The 17,236-nt window shown below is 68.1% G+C and carries 10 protein-coding genes; 5 read left to right on the forward strand and 5 right to left on the reverse strand.

All coding sequences use genetic code 11. The annotated features are described in order from the left end of the window. Window positions 1-1,416 carry a cytochrome-c peroxidase gene (locus LZC94_05705; GenBank protein ID WXB16770.1) on the reverse strand — a complete coding sequence of 472 codons (1,416 nt, stop codon included), beginning with the start codon at window positions 1,414-1,416 and terminating at the stop codon, window positions 1-3. 110 nt (window positions 1,417-1,526) lie between these two features. Here LZC94_05705 and LZC94_05710 point away from each other — a divergent pair, with 110 nt between their 5' ends. Further along, complete coding sequence (locus LZC94_05710) at window positions 1,527-2,504, forward strand: hydrogen peroxide-inducible genes activator (protein ID WXB16771.1); 978 nt, start codon at window positions 1,527-1,529, stop codon at window positions 2,502-2,504. On the opposite strand, the gene uvrA is transcribed toward LZC94_05710, so the two are convergent. Together uvrA and LZC94_05720 are read right to left on the reverse strand one after the other, a co-directional pair. Next, window positions 2,464-5,469: an excinuclease ABC subunit UvrA gene (uvrA, locus tag LZC94_05715; GenBank protein ID WXB16772.1), complete on the reverse strand. Its 3,006-nt coding sequence runs from the start codon at window positions 5,467-5,469 to the stop codon at window positions 2,464-2,466. The genes LZC94_05710 and uvrA overlap by 41 nt on opposite strands. A 121-nt stretch (window positions 5,470-5,590) precedes the next feature. Then, entirely contained in the window at window positions 5,591-6,523 is a 933-nt protein-coding gene (locus tag LZC94_05720; GenBank protein WXB16773.1) for a DMT family transporter, read from the reverse strand. Between the two features lie 267 nt (window positions 6,524-6,790). Here LZC94_05720 and LZC94_05725 point away from each other — a divergent pair, with 267 nt between their 5' ends. Together LZC94_05725 and LZC94_05730 are read left to right on the forward strand one after the other, a co-directional pair. Continuing rightward, the gene (locus LZC94_05725) at window positions 6,791-7,726 is read left to right on the forward strand and encodes a diguanylate cyclase (GenBank protein ID WXB16774.1); all 936 of its coding nucleotides are present in this window, start codon (window positions 6,791-6,793) and stop codon (window positions 7,724-7,726) included. A gap of 35 nt (window positions 7,727-7,761) precedes the next feature. After that, the gene (locus LZC94_05730; GenBank protein WXB16775.1) at window positions 7,762-11,988 is read left to right on the forward strand and encodes a zinc-ribbon domain-containing protein; all 4,227 of its coding nucleotides are present in this window, start codon (window positions 7,762-7,764) and stop codon (window positions 11,986-11,988) included. A 39-nt stretch (window positions 11,989-12,027) separates the two neighbouring features. On the opposite strand, the gene rsmA is transcribed toward LZC94_05730, so the two are convergent. Continuing rightward, complete coding sequence (gene rsmA, locus LZC94_05735) at window positions 12,028-12,879, reverse strand: 16S rRNA (adenine(1518)-N(6)/adenine(1519)-N(6))-dimethyltransferase RsmA (GenBank protein WXB16776.1); 852 nt, start codon at window positions 12,877-12,879, stop codon at window positions 12,028-12,030. After that, entirely contained in the window at window positions 12,876-14,450 is a 1,575-nt protein-coding gene (locus LZC94_05740; GenBank protein ID WXB16777.1) for a DUF58 domain-containing protein, read from the reverse strand. Before LZC94_05740 ends, rsmA begins: the two co-directional genes overlap by 4 nt. 144 nt (window positions 14,451-14,594) lie before the next feature. On the opposite strand from LZC94_05740, the gene LZC94_05745 reads away from it, so the two are divergent. Both LZC94_05745 and LZC94_05750 read left to right on the forward strand, forming a co-directional pair. Then, window positions 14,595-15,644, forward strand: coding sequence for a trypsin-like serine protease (locus LZC94_05745; GenBank protein ID WXB16778.1), 1,050 nt, complete (start codon window positions 14,595-14,597; stop codon window positions 15,642-15,644). Between the two features lie 162 nt (window positions 15,645-15,806). Then, window positions 15,807-16,949, forward strand: coding sequence for an acyl-CoA dehydrogenase (locus LZC94_05750; protein WXB16779.1), 1,143 nt, complete (start codon window positions 15,807-15,809; stop codon window positions 16,947-16,949). The last annotated feature ends 287 nt before the right edge of the window (window positions 16,950-17,236 follow it).

The raw sequence follows: 17,236 nt of genomic DNA on the forward strand, positions 1-17,236 counted from the left end.
TTACTTTTGGGGCTCGAAGGGGAGTCGTTTTCGATTCGCGAGCGCATCGTCGCGGAAGGGGCGGTTCTTCCTGGAGACGGCGCGCTGGCGCTCCATTTCGCTGGCGTTCTGCTCGGCGAAACGCTTGTCGGTCAAGGTGAACAAGAACGCCACGAGCTGGTCGACCTCGCGCTCGGAGAGGGCCAAGGGCTCGATGCCTCCATCGAGGTACGGGTTGGCCTCGCCGCCTTTGTTGTAGTGATCGACCACGTCCCAGAGCGTCTGCATGGACCCGTCGTGCATGTACGGCGACGTGATGCCCACGTTGCGCACCTGCGACGTCTTGAAGCCTCCGATGTCCGAGCGGTTGCGGGTGACCACGAAGCGACCGAGCTCGCTCAGATCGGTCTCGAGCGCCATCTGGTCCATCGTCTCTTTGGTGTTGCTCTTCTCGAGCGACGCCAGCGCCCGGTTGGCGAGCTTTCCGAAATCCTGGTGCCGCGCCGATACACCGATGTTGTGAAATTTGTTGTTGGTGCCAATCGGGCTATTGGAGCTGAGTTGATGGCACGTCGCGCAGCGCGCTTTGCCGTTGTAGAGCGCGAAGCCCGATTTGGCGTCGTCGGAGATGGCGGACGCGTCGCCCAGGCTGAATCGATCGAACGGCGAATCGAGGAACACCAGGGTTCGCTCGAAGGTGGCGATCGCGCGGCCGATGTCCTCGTAGCTGACGGGCCGCCCGTATGCGGCCGCGAAGTCGCGTTGGTATTCGGGGATGGCGCCCACCGCTTTGGCGACCGCGGCCCCATCGGGCTGCCCCATCTCGATGGGGTTCACGATGGGCAGACGCGCTTGCTCCTCGAGGGTGGCGGCGCGGCCGTCGAGGAACAGAGACGTGAAGAACATGGCGTTCATCGACGTGGGCGCGTTGCGGCGCCCGAGCTTGCCGTCGATGCCCTCGGAGGTGGGGCGCCGATCGGTGAAGCCGCGGCTCACGTCATGACAGGTGGCGCACGAGACGGTGCCGTCGCGCGAGAGGCGCGGATCGAAGTAGAGCTTTTTTCCAAGGGCGATGCGCTTGGCATCGATGGCGTTATCGGTCGGGACCAGCACGCGCCAGAACGCTTCGTTGACCCCGGCGGGCGCGTTCGCGTCCGGCTCCTTTGGAAAGAGCGACGCGACGCGCGAGAGCTGTTCATTGGACGGCATGGCGCCGTGCGGTCCGTTTCCAAGCACGATGGGCGGTGCTTGCGCGGCGGCGGACGTAGGTTGTGCGGGTTGCGCGGGCGCGGGCGGCGGAGCCGGTTTGGCGCGATCGGGCTGAGCGGCAACGGCAAAAGCCGTCGTCGCCATGAGGAGCGTCACGGCAACGAAGCTCGCGCGCGGCCCTTTGTGCCACCGGCCGGCGCTGGGATTCTCGATGAATATTCGTCGCATGGCGACCACCTCCAGAAACGGACTTTCGGCGGAAACGCGTAAAGCATCCAATCGAACACGGTTATGATCTGATAGTCTTTTCTTATCGGGCTGGGGTCGGAGACGACGCGATGGACTTATCCGGGCTGACCTTGACGCAATTGCGCTATCTGCTCGCGGTGGACGAGCATCGCTCGTTCCGTGGTGCGGCCGAGAGCTGCCATGTATCCCAACCGGCGCTGAGCATGCAGATCCGCCGGCTCGAGGAAATCCTGGGTGTGCGCTTGTTCGACCGGGAGACCTCGCCGGTGGTGACCACCGATGTGGGCACCCGGGTGGTGACCCAAGCGCGCCTGGTGCTGCGCGAGTGTGCGCGGTTCCCCGACGTGGCGCAATCGTTCGATATGGTGTCGGGATCGTATCGTTTGGGGGTGATCCCGACATTGGCCCGTACCTTGATCCCGCGCTTGGTCACGTCATTTACGAAAGCTTATCCGCGCGTACATTTGGTTATCGAGGAGCTACCGACCGATTTGCTCGTTCGTCGTTTGCTCGAAGATACGATGGATGGCGGCCTCGCCGTGACGCCGCTCGGTATTCCGGCGATTCACGAGCGCCACTTGGGCTTCGAGCGATTCTTCGTTTACCTTTCACCCAAGCATGCGCTGACGAAGCTGACCGAAATTCGGCAGAGCGATCTCGTCGAGTACAAGCCTTGGCTGCTCTCGGAGGAGCACTGCTTTCGCACGCAGATCCTTCATTTGTGCAGCGTGGACATGCGCCCGGAGCCCGCCGATGGCGGCATTCGCTTCGAGGCGGGGAGCTTGGACACCTTGGTCGACATCGTCGACACCGGACATGGGCTTACGCTGTTGCCCGAGCTGGTCGCCGCGCGGATCGCGCCAGAGCGCAAATCGCAACTTCGTCCTTTTGCGCCACCGGTGCCGGTGCGGCGAATCAGCTTGATTCACTCGCGGCAGCAGGAGCGCCGTCCGCTCACGGACGCCTTGCTCTCCACGCTGAGCGAGCGGCTCCCCGCGTCACTGCGGCGGCGCGCGACCGATGCGGTCATTCCGCCGACTCTGCCCGCGCCGCGCCGAAAGCGGTAGGCGCGGAGGCGCGCTCCAGCACCTCGCGCAAGTAGTGGCTCGTGTGGGCGATCCCGCTCTTGGCGACTTGCTCGGGCGTGCCCACGGCCACGATCTGGCCGCCGCCTTCGCCGCCCTCGGGGCCGAGATCGACCACCCAATCCGCGCACGCCACCACGTCGAGGTTGTGCTCGATGATGACGATGGTGTTCCCCTGATCGCGCAGATCGAGCAGGGCGGTGAGCAGCACCTCGATGTCCGAGAAGTGAAGGCCGGTGGTCGGCTCGTCGAGCACGTACAAAGTGCGCCCGGTGGCCTTGCGCGCCAGCTCGCGCGCGAGCTTGACCCTCTGGGCTTCGCCGCCGGAGAGGGTGGTGGCCGATTGGCCGAGGGTCAAATAGCCGAGGCCCACCTTGCGCAGGGCCTCGAGGCGCTCGGACACGCGCGGGATGGCGTCGAACGTCTGGCTCGCCTGCTCGACGGTGAGCTCGAGCGCGTCGGCGATCGAGAGGCCGCGGTAGTGGATCTCCAGGGTCTCGCGGTTGTACCGCTTGCCGCCGCAGGTGTCGCAGGTGACGAAGATGTCGGGCAGAAAGTGCATCTCCACCCGCAAAAGCCCGTCGCCTTGGCACGCTTCGCAGCGGCCGCCTTTGACATTGAACGAGAAGCGCCCCGGCTTGTAGCCGCGCGCGCGGGCGTCGGGGAGGCCGGCGTAGAGATCGCGCAGCTGGGCGAACACGCCGGTGTAGGTGGCGGGGTTGGAGCGCGGGGTGCGGCCGAGCGGCGCTTGGTCGATGGAGATGACTTTGTCGATGTGCTCGAGGCCTTCGACGCCGTCGCACTCGCCCACCGGCGCGGTGGCCAGATAGAGCTTGCTGCGCGCGGCGGGCAGCAGGGTGTCGACGATGAGGCTCGATTTGCCGCTGCCGGAGACGCCGGTGATGCACGTAAAGAGGCCGATGGGGATCTCGGCCGTGACATTTCGAAGGTTGTGCGCGCGGGCGCCCACCACGCGGACCTCGCCCTTGCCGGGCTTCTGGCGGTTGCGCAAAATGGGGAGGCTTCGCGCGCCGGAGAGGTAAGGGCCGGTGAGGGATTTGGGGTCGGCCATGACCTCGGCCGGTGTGCCTTGGCTGATGACGGTGCCGCCGTGCACGCCGGCGCCGGGGCCCATGTCGACCACGTGATCGGCGGCGAGGATGGCCTCGCGATCGTGCTCCACCACGAGCACGGTGTTTCCGAGATCGCGCAGGCGCGCTTGGGCGTCGATGAGCCGGGCGTTGTCGCGCGCGTGGAGGCCCACGGAAGGTTCGTCGAGCACGTACATCACGCCCACGAGCGCCGCGCCGATTTGCGTGGCCAGGCGGATGCGCTGCCCTTCGCCGCTCGACAAGGTCTGCGCGCTTCGATCGAGCGACAGATAGTCGAGGCCCACGTCGACGAGGAAGCCGAGGCGGGCGGTGACCGCGTTGATGAGCGGATCGGCGATGGCGCGCTCGCGGGCGGCCAGGGCATCGCCGCCCATCTCGGGCTCGAGGGCGCTGAGGCGCTCGAGGAAGGTGCCGAGGTGGCGGAGCGGCATGGTGCCGAGCTCGGAGATGTCCTTGCCTCCGAGCTTGACGGCGAGCGCCTCGGGCCGAAGACGCCGGCCATGGCACGCGTCGCAGGTGCGGGTGGCGAGGAAGCGCCCGAGCTCGTCCTCGCCGATGGCGCCCTCGCTGGCGTCGGGATCGTCGTCGCCGAACTCGTCGCCGCTGGCGCCGTCGGTGGCCTGCATGGTGGCGGTGAGGCGCGGGACGATGCCCTCGTAGTGGGCGGAGGACTTCTTCTTTCCGCGTTTGGGCTTGGCGGCGCGCTCGCGCTCGCGCTCGGATGGTGGCGGCGGCGGCGGTTGCGATGCGGAGGTGGACGCGGATGCCGAGGCCGCGAGCATCTCGCTGTTGCCGAAGAGGATGGCCTTGCGCTGCGCCTCTTTGAGCTTGGACCACGGCTGGTCGGGATCGACGCTGAGCACTTCCACCGCGCGCGCCACCTCGGTGGCCAGGGCGACGGATCCGCGGCGGCCCCACGCGAGGACCACGCCCTCGCGCAAGGTGCGTTTGGGATCGCCGATGACCCGCTCGGGGTCGACCACCACGCGCGCGCCCAAGCCGTCGCACGCGGGGCAGGCTCCGTGCGGGCCATTGAAGGAGAAGATGCGGGGCTCGATGGGCGGGAGGGAGATGCCGCAGTCGATGCACGCAAAGCGCTCGGAGAGCCAGAAGGGCTCCTGACCTTCGACCGCCACCAAGAGCCGGCCCTCGCCCAGCTTGAGCGCGAGCTCCACGCTGTCGGTGAGGCGGCCTTTGAGGCCGTCCTTGAGGACGATGCGATCGACCACCACGTCCAGATCGTGCGCCTTGCGGCCGTCGAGCTGGATCTCGTCGCCCAAGTCCACCACCGAGTCGTCGATGCGGACGCGGACGAAGCCCTCGCGCCGGAGCCTCTCGAGCTCGAGTTTCAGCTCACCGCGGCGCGCGCGGCAGATGGGGGCGAGGATGGAGAGCCGGGTGCCGTCGGCCAAGGACAGCACATGGTCGACGATCTGCTGGACGGTCTGCGCCTCGATGCGCTTGCCGCAGTTGGGACAGTGGGGAACGCCGACCCGCGCAAAGAGGAGGCGCAGGTAGTCGGCGATCTCGGTCACCGTGCCCACGGTGGATCGCGGCGACTTGGCGAGGGGGCGCTGTTCGATGGCGATGGCGGGGGAGAGGCCGTCGATGCGCTGCACATCGGGCTTGGCGAGCTGCTCGAGGAACTGCCGCGCGTACGCGCTGAGCGACTCCACGTACCTTCGCTGGCCCTCGGCATAAATCGTATCGAACGCGAGCGATGACTTGCCCGATCCGCTCGGCCCCGTGAACACCACGAGCTTGCCGCGCGGGAGCGACAGCGAAACGTTCTTCAAATTGTGCTGTCGGGCACCGACAACAACGAGACGATCCATCAATTCTCCCCTGCCTAGCACGAACTGTCGCGCAAGATGGGCCGGCGGTGGGGCCTTTTTACCCCTTTCCAGACTTTTTCTTCGTTTTTTTTCGTTTGGCTTCGTCGGGGCGGGAAATTTCTCAGGCCCGCAGGCGCTGCTCGCGAAGGCTTACGATGCTCACGAAAACGCCTCCTGCGATGACCAGGAGCATGCCGACGAAGGTGAGGGCGTCCGGCCATTGGGCGAGGGCCACTGCACCCAAGAGCGATCCGATGACGACCTGCAGGTAGCCGAACGGGCTCACCCGCGCCGCGAACTCCAGTGCGTACGCACGGGTCATCGCGAGCTGCGCGAAGCCGGCGCACAGCCCGGCCGCCAGCATGATGGCGAGATCGTGGGCGGCGGGGACGGTGAGCTTGGGGATGGACAGCACGAACATGACCGCGGCAGCGGTGAGCGAGAAGTGCGCGGCGATGGCCTCGGGGCCCACGCGATCGCTGACCTGGCGCAGCATGATCATCGCGAGGCTGGCGAAGAAGGAGCCCCCGATGGCGGCCACCGCGGGCAAGAGCATCCTGCCGTTGGCGACCTCGTGGCCAAAGAAGATGGCCGGGCGGACGATGCAGACGACCCCGGCCAAGGAGAGGGGGATGGCCACCGCCACCCGCCGTCCCGAGCGCTCGCCGAGCATGAGGGGAGCCAAGACGGCGATGATGACGGGGCCGAGGTTCGCCAGGGTGATGGCGTCGCCGAGCGCGAGATCCGGTGAGCCGGTCGCATAGAAGGTGCAGAGGAGCGAGGCGGTGCCAAAGAGGCTGCGCAGCCACATTTGCCGGCTGCCTTTGCCCTCGGGCAGCACGGGCACCCCGCGCATTTTTCCAACGCCGATGGCGACCATCGCCCCAACGCCGGCGCGCGCCGTGGCCACCATGGTCCACGGCACACGGTGGCTGGCCAGGTGCGCGAAAAAGTACATGCCTGCGAAAAGGGATGCGCTGAGCGCCATCCATCCGTACGCCGCCAAGCTTCGGGTGCGGGGGGAGCCTGCGGGCTCGGCGGATGTGCCTGTCACCGCGTGGGTGGCATCGGCAGGAATCGTAGGAGCGGCAGCAGCGGCAGAATCGGTGCTCGGGCGTCGCTCGGGAATGTCGAGGTCGGAGCGTTCGGGAAGCTCAGGGAGGTCGGAAAGCTCGGGAAGCGAATGCGAAATACGGATTGCGCCTGCACTCGTTGGCGACGCGGACGATGATGGCATCGAAAAATTGGCTCCGGGCATGTCCTAGGGCCGATTCGAGGAATTGTAAGAAGACGAGGGCTCCTGTGATAGCCTGGTGAGCGCATGCCCGAAGACGACTCAAAGGGCGGGTCGAGGGTCCGGAAAGCTCACCTTCGGACCAAGCCTCTGGAGGACAGCAACTCGTTTCGCGAGGCGCTTCAAGCCGAGCTGCGAAAGCACGCGCGCCCCACCTTGATGGTCGTTGCCGGGCCCGACGTGGGGATGCGCCTTCGACTGGATCGCTCGGTCGAGGTCGGGCGCGATCCGCAGGCGAGCTTACCGCTGCGCGACGAGAGCGTCTCCTGGCGCCACGTGCGCATCGAGGATCGCGGGGCGGGCGAGTGGGCGGTGGTGGATCTGTCGAGCACCAACGGCACCTTGCTCAACAGCGTGCGGGTGAGCGACTCGTCGCTCAAGCCGGGCGATCGCATCTTCGTGGGCAAGACGATCCTGGAGTTTCAAGAGCAGGACGCGATCCGCGAAGGCTTCAACGCCGAGGTCGAGCGTCTCTTGAGCGAGGACGAGCTGAGCGGGCTGTGGGTCAAGCGCCGCTTCGACGCGCAGCTGGCCACCACGGTGTCGGCGGTCGACATCGGGAGCGTGGCGATGGTGAGCTGCATCGTGATGGATCTCGATGGCGTCAAAGGCATCAACGACACGCACGGCCACGACATGGGCGCGTACGTGATTGGTGAGTCCGGTCACGTCATCGGTCGTGTGATCGGAAACCGCGGCTTTGCCACGCGCTTCGGCGGGGACGAGTTCGCGGCCGCGCTGCCCGGCGTCTCCAAAGACGAAGCGCTGCGCATCGCCGATGACATCCGGGTGGCGATTCGGGCTCACGTGTTCCAGCGCAACGGTGTGGTGGTGCATCCGGGCATCAGCTTGGGTGTGGCATCGCTTCCGGAAGACGCAGGCGACGCCGAGTCGCTCTTTCGAGCTGCCGACCAAGCGATGTATCGCGCGAAGCGTGGAGGAAAGAACCGCGTCGCGATATAGAGCACCGTACGGATCGTCCACCGGTGGGAGCCGGAATGCTCAGAGTCGAGTGCGAGAAGTGCAACACGTCGTACCAAGTCGACGAGCGGCGGGTCCCCGAAACGGGCCTGCCGATGCGATGCACGAAGTGCAACCATACATTTACCGTATCGGGCGATAAAGCCGCCGCCGCGCGATTGCGTCGCGCAGGAAAAAATACGCTCATCGCGTTTGGCACCGTCGACGAGCACGGTCGCGTGACCCTGACATCCTCGCCGCCACGCAACACGCCGCTCCTCGATCGCAGCACGCCGCTGTTGGAGGCGAAGAGGGATGCGGCCGTTGGTCGGGGGTCGGAGTTGCCGGCGGCGGGGAGGGGGTCGGAGTTGCCGCCGGTGGGGAGGGGGTCGGAGTTGCCGCCGGTGGGGAGGGGGTCGGAGTTGCCGGCGGTGGGTCGGGGGTCGGAGTTGCCGCCGGCGGGGAGGGGGTCGGAGTTGCCGCCGGTGGCGGTTGCGCCAGAGCTGCATGCGATGCGTGCGCAGGCCGAGAGTGTGGCGGAAGTTGGGCCGCTCGATCGCGAGTGGTTCGAGAGGGATCAGCCGGTGGTGCCGCCGCCGGGGCCCTCCGAGGAGGAGATCCTTCACGAGCTGGATTGGGACGTCGAACCGGCGATTCCGCAGATCCTGACCGAGACGCAGAAGAAAGAAGAGCAGGAGCGGGTGTCGCCCGCCATGCCGGCTTCTGCGGTGCCGGTCGGGCCTGCGGGTAATGAGGTGCACGTTTCTTCGGCGGGCGAGGTGGTGACGTCTGCGGAGATGCGGGTGCCCGATGCGGTGCACGTTACTCCGGAAAAACTGCGTCCTTTTGCTCCGGCGCAGAAGCCTGATGAGGTACAGCCGACCGAAGTCTCGGAGGGTGACTTGGTGGCCGCTTCGGAAGAGGTGGACGAAGCCGAGTTGATGACCGCGGACGATGCGGAGATCGCGGGCCAAGCGGAGATCGCAGGCGCCACCGCGGATGCAGAAATTGCGAACGCTGCGGACGATGCGTGGACTGCGGCGGAGGATGCGCGAAGCGCAAGCGCCGCGGACGATGCAGAGGTCGCAAGCGCTGCGGAGGATGCGCGGAGCGAAAGCGTCGCCGACGATGCTGCGGTCGCAAGCGCACCAGGCGATGCATGGAGTGCGGCGGCGGATGTGCGAGGCGTAAGCGCCAAGGCTGATACAGAAATTGCGAACGTTGGGGACGATGCGTGGACCGCGGCGGAGGATGCGCGAAGCGCAAGCGCCGCGGACGATGCAGAGGTCGCAAGCGCTGCGGATGATGCGTGGAGCGAAAGCGTCGCCGACGATGCGGTCGCGCGCACAGCGGACGATGCGGGGATCGCACGCACGACGGACGATGCGAGGACTTCGCGCACGGCGGACGATGCGGGGATCGCGCGCACGGCCGATGATGCGAGGACGGCGCGCACGGCCGATGATGCGAGGACTTCGCGCACGGCGGACGATGCGGAGCGCGTAGACGCCGCAAACGAAACGGAGTTGGTGAGCGCCGCCGACGACGCGGATACCGCAGACGACGCGGAGAGCGCAGGCGTCGTGGACGATGCGGAGGTCGCAAGCCGCGCAAGCCGTACGACGAAGCCGCCGGCCGCAAAGCCGCCGCGCATCGAGAATGAACCGCGACCCGACGAGGCCGTAGCGGCCCGCACGCCCGAGTTGCAGCAGGCGATGGCGCCGTCGCACGAAGCGTTGCGGAGCGAAATTCGCAAAGAGCTGGAGGCCAACCCCGTCGTCGCCCGCGCGAAAGCGATCGCCGTGGCCCAGTCGAGCCCTGCGCTGTCGCCGAAGGTGCCCGCGCAACCGGAGCCCGAGCGCACCGATGCCCCTACCCCCGTGAACGTACCGGCGGTCGCACGCAGCGATGGCGCGACCGCGGAGAAGATCGTACCCAAGAAGCGCTCGAAGGCCCTATGGCTCGCAGCCGCCGTGGTGCTGGCGGGCGGCGCGCTCGAGGCGACGCCTTATGGAGCCTTCGGGCGCGTGCCCATCGGCGATCGATTGCACGCGGACGAGTACGCGCGGCTCGCGGCCGAGGCCGCGGAGAAGGCTCGAAGCAAGATGGCCGCCGACGTGTTTCCCGACACGACGAAGGCCATCGAGGCGCTCGCCCGCGCGCAAGCCGAGACACCGCGCGCGCCCGGGTTCGCGACCTACCGCGCGATTACGGAGTCGGCGGCCCGCCTACGGTTCACGGGCGGCGGCCCGCGCGACGTGGAGGACGCGCAGCGCGCCCTCGCCGCCGATCCGGCGCGCGCGAGCGACGAGGACGCGCTCGTCCTGCGCGGCGAGATCGAGCTGGGAACGAAGCACCCGCAAGCGGCCGCCGACGCATTTCGAGGTGCGCTGGGCAAGCGCCCGAGCGCGCGCGCGCACTTTGGATTGGCGCGGGCCCATCGGCAGGCGGACGACCTCGAGGCGTCGGCCAAAGAAGTGGAGGCCACGTTGTCGGCGTCGCCCCGGCACGCGGGCGCCCGCGTCCTTCGCGCAAACCTGCTATGGGAGCGCACGCGCAACGAAGCGGCGGTGAGCGAGGACCTCGCCGCCATTTTGGAGGGGCCCTCCAAGGAGGTGGCCTCGCCGCGCGAGCTGGCCAGCGCCTGGGCCCTGCGCGGCCGGATCGAGCTCGAGCGCCATCGCACATCGGAGGCGCGCACCGCCTTCGAGGAGGCGCGAAAGCGCGAGCCCCGGGAGCCGTCCACCTTGGTGGGGCAGGGGGAGCTCCTGCTCCGCGAAGGTCGCTACACGGAGGCGCTCGCGCGCTTCGATGCGGCCATGGAGATCGAGCCCGCGGCCACCTCGAGCCTCGGGAGCGCCAAGGCCAAGCTCTTTCTCGAGCGCCCGGCCGACGCCAAAACGCAGCTCGCCACCTTGGAGAAGGATCACCCGAGGGACGCGCGCATCACCCACTGGCTCGCCCGGACCGAAGAAGCGCTGGGCAACCCCGATCTCGCCGAGCGCAAGTACGCCGAGGCCATCGCCCGCGCGCGCTCGAACGACCGCGACGCCATCGCTTCGTACGCCGATTGGGCGATGCTCCTCGCCCGCCGCGGACGCGCCAAAGATGCGGATCAAAAGCTGGAGGAGGCGCGCGGAAAGTTCCCCGGCGCCACCTCGCTCGCGCGCGCCTTCGGCGATCTCGCCGCGCTCGAAGGGCTCTACGAGGCCGCCCTCGCGCACTACCAAGCCGCCCTCGGGCAAGAGCCCGCCGATGTGCTCACGCGCTTTCGCAAGGCCTCGACCTTGCGGCGCATGGGAACCGCAGATCAAGCGTCCGCGGAGCTCGACAAGGTGGCCGAAGCCGACAAGGACTACCCCGGCCTCGCCCTCGAGCGCGCCTTCTTGGCCGCCCAGTCGGGCGATCCCGATCGCGGCGCCGCGCTCCTTCGCGATATTTTGGGCAGAACGCCGGACGATCCCGATGTGCAGCGCCGCATCGGCGCGGCCTACGCGACCATCGGACGCCCGGCCGAGGCCGTGACCCTCTTGCGCGGCGCCCTCGCCAAACCAAACGCCAGCGCGGGCGCCAACTACGACTTGGCGCGCGCCCTCTTCCTGCTTCAAGGAGGCCCCGCCGAGATCGAAGCCCCGCGCCTCTTCAAGAAGGCCGTGGAGCTCGACCCGCACCGCGCCGCGTACCACGCCGGCGTCGCCTGGGTCGCCAACGAGGGAACCTCCGCGCAGCCCGACGTGGCGAAAGAGCACATCGAGAAAGCGCTGGCCCTCGATGCATACCTGGCCGACGGCTATTGGCAGCGCGGCGTGCTCGAACGAAAGCTGGGGCTGCTCACCGAGTCCATCCGCGACTTGAAGCGCGCCCTCGAGCTTTACCCGACCTACGCCGCCGTCCATGCCGCGCTGGCGGAGGCCTTCGAGCAGAAGAACGACGCGCCCTCCGCGCAAGCGTCGTGGCAGAAGGCGCTCAGCTTGAATCCGCAGCGGCCGTATTGGAAATACCGGTACGGGCGCCTCTTGCTCGCGCGCGGCAGCGCGGGCGAGGCAGCGAAGCACATGGTCTTCGCGGTCACCGAGGCGAAGAAGGTCGATCCGCTCCCGGCCTGGAGCATGCACGCCGAGCTGACGTGCGCGCAAGCCTTGCAAAAGGCCGGACGCTCGGCCGAGGCCATCGAGCACTACCGGCGCTTCTTGGATCTCTCGCCGCAGACGTCCTCCGATCGCACCGTCGTGCACGCGGCCCTCGCATCGCTCGGCGCCAAGTAGCCGAGCCCCTGCGATCTCCAGCCGTTCGCAGCGAGAACGCTACGCCGCGTCGGTCGCGTCGAACGCCGAGGTCATGCGCGCGAACGCCGCGACGTCGAGCGTCTCGCCGCGCGCGCCCAGATCGATGCCGGCCGACTCCGCCGCGCGCGCGATGCGCTCGCTCCCGAGGGAGCTCCACGCGTTGCGCAAGGTCTTTCGGCGCGCAGAGAAGGCGCCCTTGACCAGCGCACGAAAGGTGTCGGTCTCCGCGGCATGGGGAGGGCGGCAGGGCACGAGCTCCACCACCGTGCTCGTGACCTCCGGCGCCGGGTGGAAGCAACCGCGGCCCACGTGAAGCACCCGGTGCACGTCGAAGGCGGCGCGCGTGAAGACGGTGAGCGCCCCGTACTCCTTGGTGGACGGCAACGCCAAGAGGCGATCGGCCACCTCGCGCTGCACCATGAAGACGGCCCGATCGAGGAAGGCCGCGCTCTGCACCGCCCGCTCGAGCAGCGCCCCCGTGATCTGGTACGGAAGGTTTCCGCAGAGGACGCGCGCCTCGCCCTCGCGCGCCGTTTGGAAGACGCTCTCCAGATCGACGGTCTTGGCGTCCGCCTCGCGGATGGCGAGCGCGCCTTGCTCGACGGCGCCGGCCAGAAGGTTCGCCAGCACCGGCACCAGATCGCGATCGCGCTCGACGGCGACCACATGCCGCGAACGCGCGATCAGCTCGCCCGTGAGCGCGCCCAGCCCGGCCCCCAGCTCCACCACCACCGCGCGCCCCACCTCGGCATCGGGCACGGCGGCGCGCGCGATGGCCTGCACGGCGTGGGCGTCGACCAGAAAGTTTTGCCCGAAGCTCTTCTTGGGCGCGAGCCCCGCTTCGCGCAGCAAGGTGCGAGAGTCTTTCATCCTGCGATCCGCCGTTCCGTGACCCTCGGGCGCACCCCCAAGCGCCGCAGGATCTTCTCCGCGCGGGTCCGGGCGGCGACCGCCCGAAGCCACACGGCCTCGTCCACCACCTCGCGAACGCGGGTCGGCGTCACGCCCGCCTCGGGCGGCGTTACGGCGCGCTCGAAGGGGGGAAGCGACCAGCGCACGTCCACGTGCCGCGCCCGCAGACGCCGGATGACGCCGAGGATGTCGCTGGTCGGCGCGGGGGCGGGCGAAAAGATGTACAGCACGCTCGCCCGCGCCTTCTTGTCGTTGAAGATCATGTCCAGCGCGCCCGCCATGGTCGCATGCGTCTTGTCGCGCTCCCCTTCGACCCGCGGGGGCACCTCGATGCCAAACGCCGCGACGTAGTGCCGCAGCTGCTGCTCGCGCGACGTGGTGGCAAAGGGAACGCGCGGCGCGAACGGCGCGCGCGCCCGCAGCGCCTGGGCGCGCGTGGCCAAGAGATCCAGGTTCGACTTGGGGATGTCGTGCAGCCCCCGCGGATCGAGCGGCCGCGCGTGCTCCGACACCCGCTGCGCGATCTCCCACTCGTCGAGCTCGCACCGATCGACGTCGATCATGCTCGCGGCGCTCGCCAGCGCCGCGGCGATCTTCACCGCGTGCGAGGCCCCGGCGGCGGGCGTGAGCCAGGTTCGCGGGCGCGAGGCCAGCACCGCCAGGCCCACCCGATCGCCGCGCGCGAGGTGCCGTGCGGCCAGCGCGGAGACCTCGTCGACCATGTCGTCCAGCGGGGCGCGGCCTTCGGGGCCGGCCCAGAGCTCCACGGAGGCGTCCAGCATGAGCCACACCACGTCGCGCTCCTCGCGCTCCATGTCGCGCACGATGAGCCGGCCCCGCCGGGCGCTGGCCTTCCAGGCGATGCGCTTGAACGGATCGCCCGGCACGTGCTCGCGCAGCTCGCGGATCTCGTCGCCTTCGCCCAGCGCGGGCGCGGCCCGGCCAGCTTCGGCCGCCCGCCGCGAACGTCCGCCGCGCGGGGAGGTGACCAGCGCGTGCAAGGCGCGCGGGAAGACCTCGACGCCAAAGGGGTTGGCGAACATCAGCGGCACCTCGTACAGCGCTTCGCCGCCCGCGGGGATGCCCCGCACCTCGAGCGCCATCCCATGCACGCCCCAGCGCCCGACCCGCTTGGCGAGCACCGAGACTTGGACCTCCAGGCGCGAGTTGGGGAGCAAGTCCACCGTCTCCGGCTCGACCTTGGCCTCCAGCATGCTCGATGCAATGGCGCGCAGCGAGATCCCGCGCATCTCGTCGCCGCTGCGGTTGCGCAGCTCGGCGCCGAAGGTGACCGTCTCCCCGCGCGCCACCCGGAGCACGCGCTTCGACGTGCTCCACACCATCTCGAACCCGGCGGCCCGAAGCCGGGTGACCGCCGACAGCGCAAACGCGCGCCCGACCGCCACCGCCAGGATCATCGCCCCGCCAAAGGCCACCACCGCCCCCAAGCGCAAGGCCACCCCCATCGACGCGACGGCGGCGCCGGCCAGCGCCACATGGAAGGTTGCTCGGGTGGGGTGCAGCCGCACGGCGCGGAGCGTAGCATCGATCGGGGGTGTCCCGGACAGCCCGAGGACAGGCTGGGACGGGGAAAGGACGCGAAAGACGCGCTCGCCTCTCGGGAAATGGAGGGGTCTTGGCCGTGGCACGGCCATCGCTAACTCCCGCGCACCATGCTCCTTCGCCCCACCGCCCTTCCTCTTCTCGTCCGGTACCTTCTACTGGCGACGCTCGCCACGGCGTGCGGCAGCAACGACGTGCGCGCCTCCGCCATCCGAGCCGCCGACGCGGGCACCCGCACCCTCGATCACGCGCTGGACGCCTTCTCCCCTGCGGCCGGCGCCCCGGATCGCGATCGCGATCCCGCCGCCTTGGCCCTCGATGCGGCCGGCCAAACCCTCTGCACGGCCGCCGCCATCGCCTCGAACCTCCTTCTCACCGCCCGCCGCTGCGTGATGGTCGACGCCGTCGCATGCACGGAGGTCCGCGCGCCGTCCACCCTCACCGCGTACGGGGGCGACGATCCCGCCGCGCACCACGTCCTTGCGCGTGGACGCGAGGTGATCGTGGCCAGCGGCGCCCCCTCGTGCGACGCGGAGCTTGCCCTGGTGGTGCTCGACCGCGATCTGGCCGATCGCACACCGCTGCCCGTGCGGACCGAGGCCGTGGAAAAAGGCGAGCGGATCCGCACGGTCTCCTTTGGCCAGCGCGCGCTCGAAGGGTACCCCGACGAAGCACCCGGCAAACTCGTCCGCGAGCATGTGCCGGTGGTCGATGTTTCTCCGACGCAATTTCATGTGTCGGAGGCTGCTTGCCAGGTGGGCGGAGGTCCCGCCCTCGACGAGGGCACCGGCGAGGTCCTGGGGATCGTGACGCAAAGCGGCACCATGTGCACCGGTCCCGACGCCCACAACATCTATGCGCGGGTCGATGTTCATCGCGCGCTCATCGACCGCGCGATCGCGCGCGCCAAACAGCTGCGCAGCGAGGAGCGCGAAACGGCGGACGGGGGCTTACCGAAGCCGAAAAATCCGAAGAAAACAAGACCGCCGACCGATGTCGGGCAACCTTGCCACTCCGCGGCCGACTGCGCGACGGGCCTCTGCGTGCGCGAGGACGACGGCGGCTACTGCTCGCGCTCCTGCGGCAGCGGCGACCGTTGCAACGGGGGCTACCATTGCAAGGACGTGACGAGCATCAAGGCTTGCATCGCAGCACCGTGACCCGCGTTCGCGCGCAGATCGTTCGCGCTCGACATGAGGGCCGAAGCCCACAAGAGCGGTCCTCGCGAAAGCCCGACGGAGTCCGGCTTACGGTTTGGGGTCGAAGATCCCAACCGTCATCTAGCCGGGGGGAAGATGCAGTGGTATGGGAGGGCCGCCATCATGGATTTCTCTTTCTCCGAGCACCACGCTTTGCTTCGTCAGTCGGTCCGTGACTTCGTGCAGGCGGAGGTTCGTCCGCGCGCGCGCGAGTGGGACCGAGAGGAAAGGTTTCCCCACGAAATCATTCCGAAACTTGCCGAGATGGGTCTGCTCGGCATCCGCATCCCAGAGGAGTACGGCGGCTCGGGCATGGACACCGTGAGCTACGCCATCTGCGTGGAGGAGACTGCACGCATCGATGGGTCGCTGGCCCTCACGGTGGCCTCACACAACGGCCTGGGCACCGGGCACATTCTCAACTTCGGCTCCGAGGAGCAAAAGCAGCGCTATCTGCCGAAGGCGGCGCGGGGCGAGTGGCTCGCCGCGTGGGCGCTCACCGAGCCGGGGAGCGGAAGCGATTCGGCCTCCCTCCGAACCACCGCGCGCCGCGATGGCAACGACTGGGTCATCAACGGCACGAAGATGTTCATCACCCAGGGCAGCGTGGGTGGCTTCTGCGTCGTGCTCGCCCGCACCAACCCCGACGCCGCCAAGCAAAAGGGCATCACCGCCTTCATCGTGGATCGAGGCACCAAGGGGTTCTCGGCGTCCAAGCACCTCGAAAAGCTCGGCTGCCGTTCGAGCGATACGGTCGAGCTCACATTCGAGGAGGTGCGTGTCCCGGATTCGCAGCGGGTCGGTGAGGTCGACTGCGGATTTTCGGACACGATGCAAATTCTCGACCGCGGCCGTGTTTCGATTGCCGCCATGGCGCTCGGCCTTGGTTATGGGGCGCTCGACATGGCGATTGCGTATGCCAAGGATCGGAAACAATTCGGCAATCCCATCTCCGATTTTCAGGCAATCAAATGGATGCTCGCCGATAGCAAGACCGAGCTCGATGCCGCCTCGCTCCTGACCTATCGCGCCGCATGGCTCGCCGATCAAAAGCGCCCCTACAGCAAAGAGGCCTCCATGGCCAAATTGTTTGCAAGCGAGGCGGCGACCCGCGCCTGCAATCGCTCCCTCCAGATTCACGGCGGATACGGCTATACGCGTGAATTCGACGTCGAGCGCCATCTCCGCGACGCCAAAATCTGCGAAATCGGCGAGGGCACGAGCGAAGTGCAACGCATGGTGATTGCGAAGCATTTGCTCGTGTAATTCCGATTCCACGGTCCATCGAGCCATCGAATGAACGAGGCGTCGCGTCCACGCGGCGCCTCGTTTCGTTTGTGACATTTGCCACTTCGTGATGGGGTGAGGCGCCTTCGGCGCGATTCCTCGTTTGTTCGTGAATTTCGAACGGGTTCGCGCAAGGCACGGTGCGCCTTCGTCGCGTGGAAGGCGAGCTGCTTCGGCGCCTGGCACGAGGTGCGCTTTCGGCGCGATTCCTCGATTGTTCGTAAATTTCGAACGGGTTCGAGGAAGGCACGGTGCGCGTTTGTCGC

The organism is Sorangiineae bacterium MSr11954, assembly GCA_037157815.1.
Classification (GTDB): domain Bacteria; phylum Myxococcota_A; class Polyangia; order Polyangiales; family Polyangiaceae; genus Pendulispora; species Pendulispora albinea.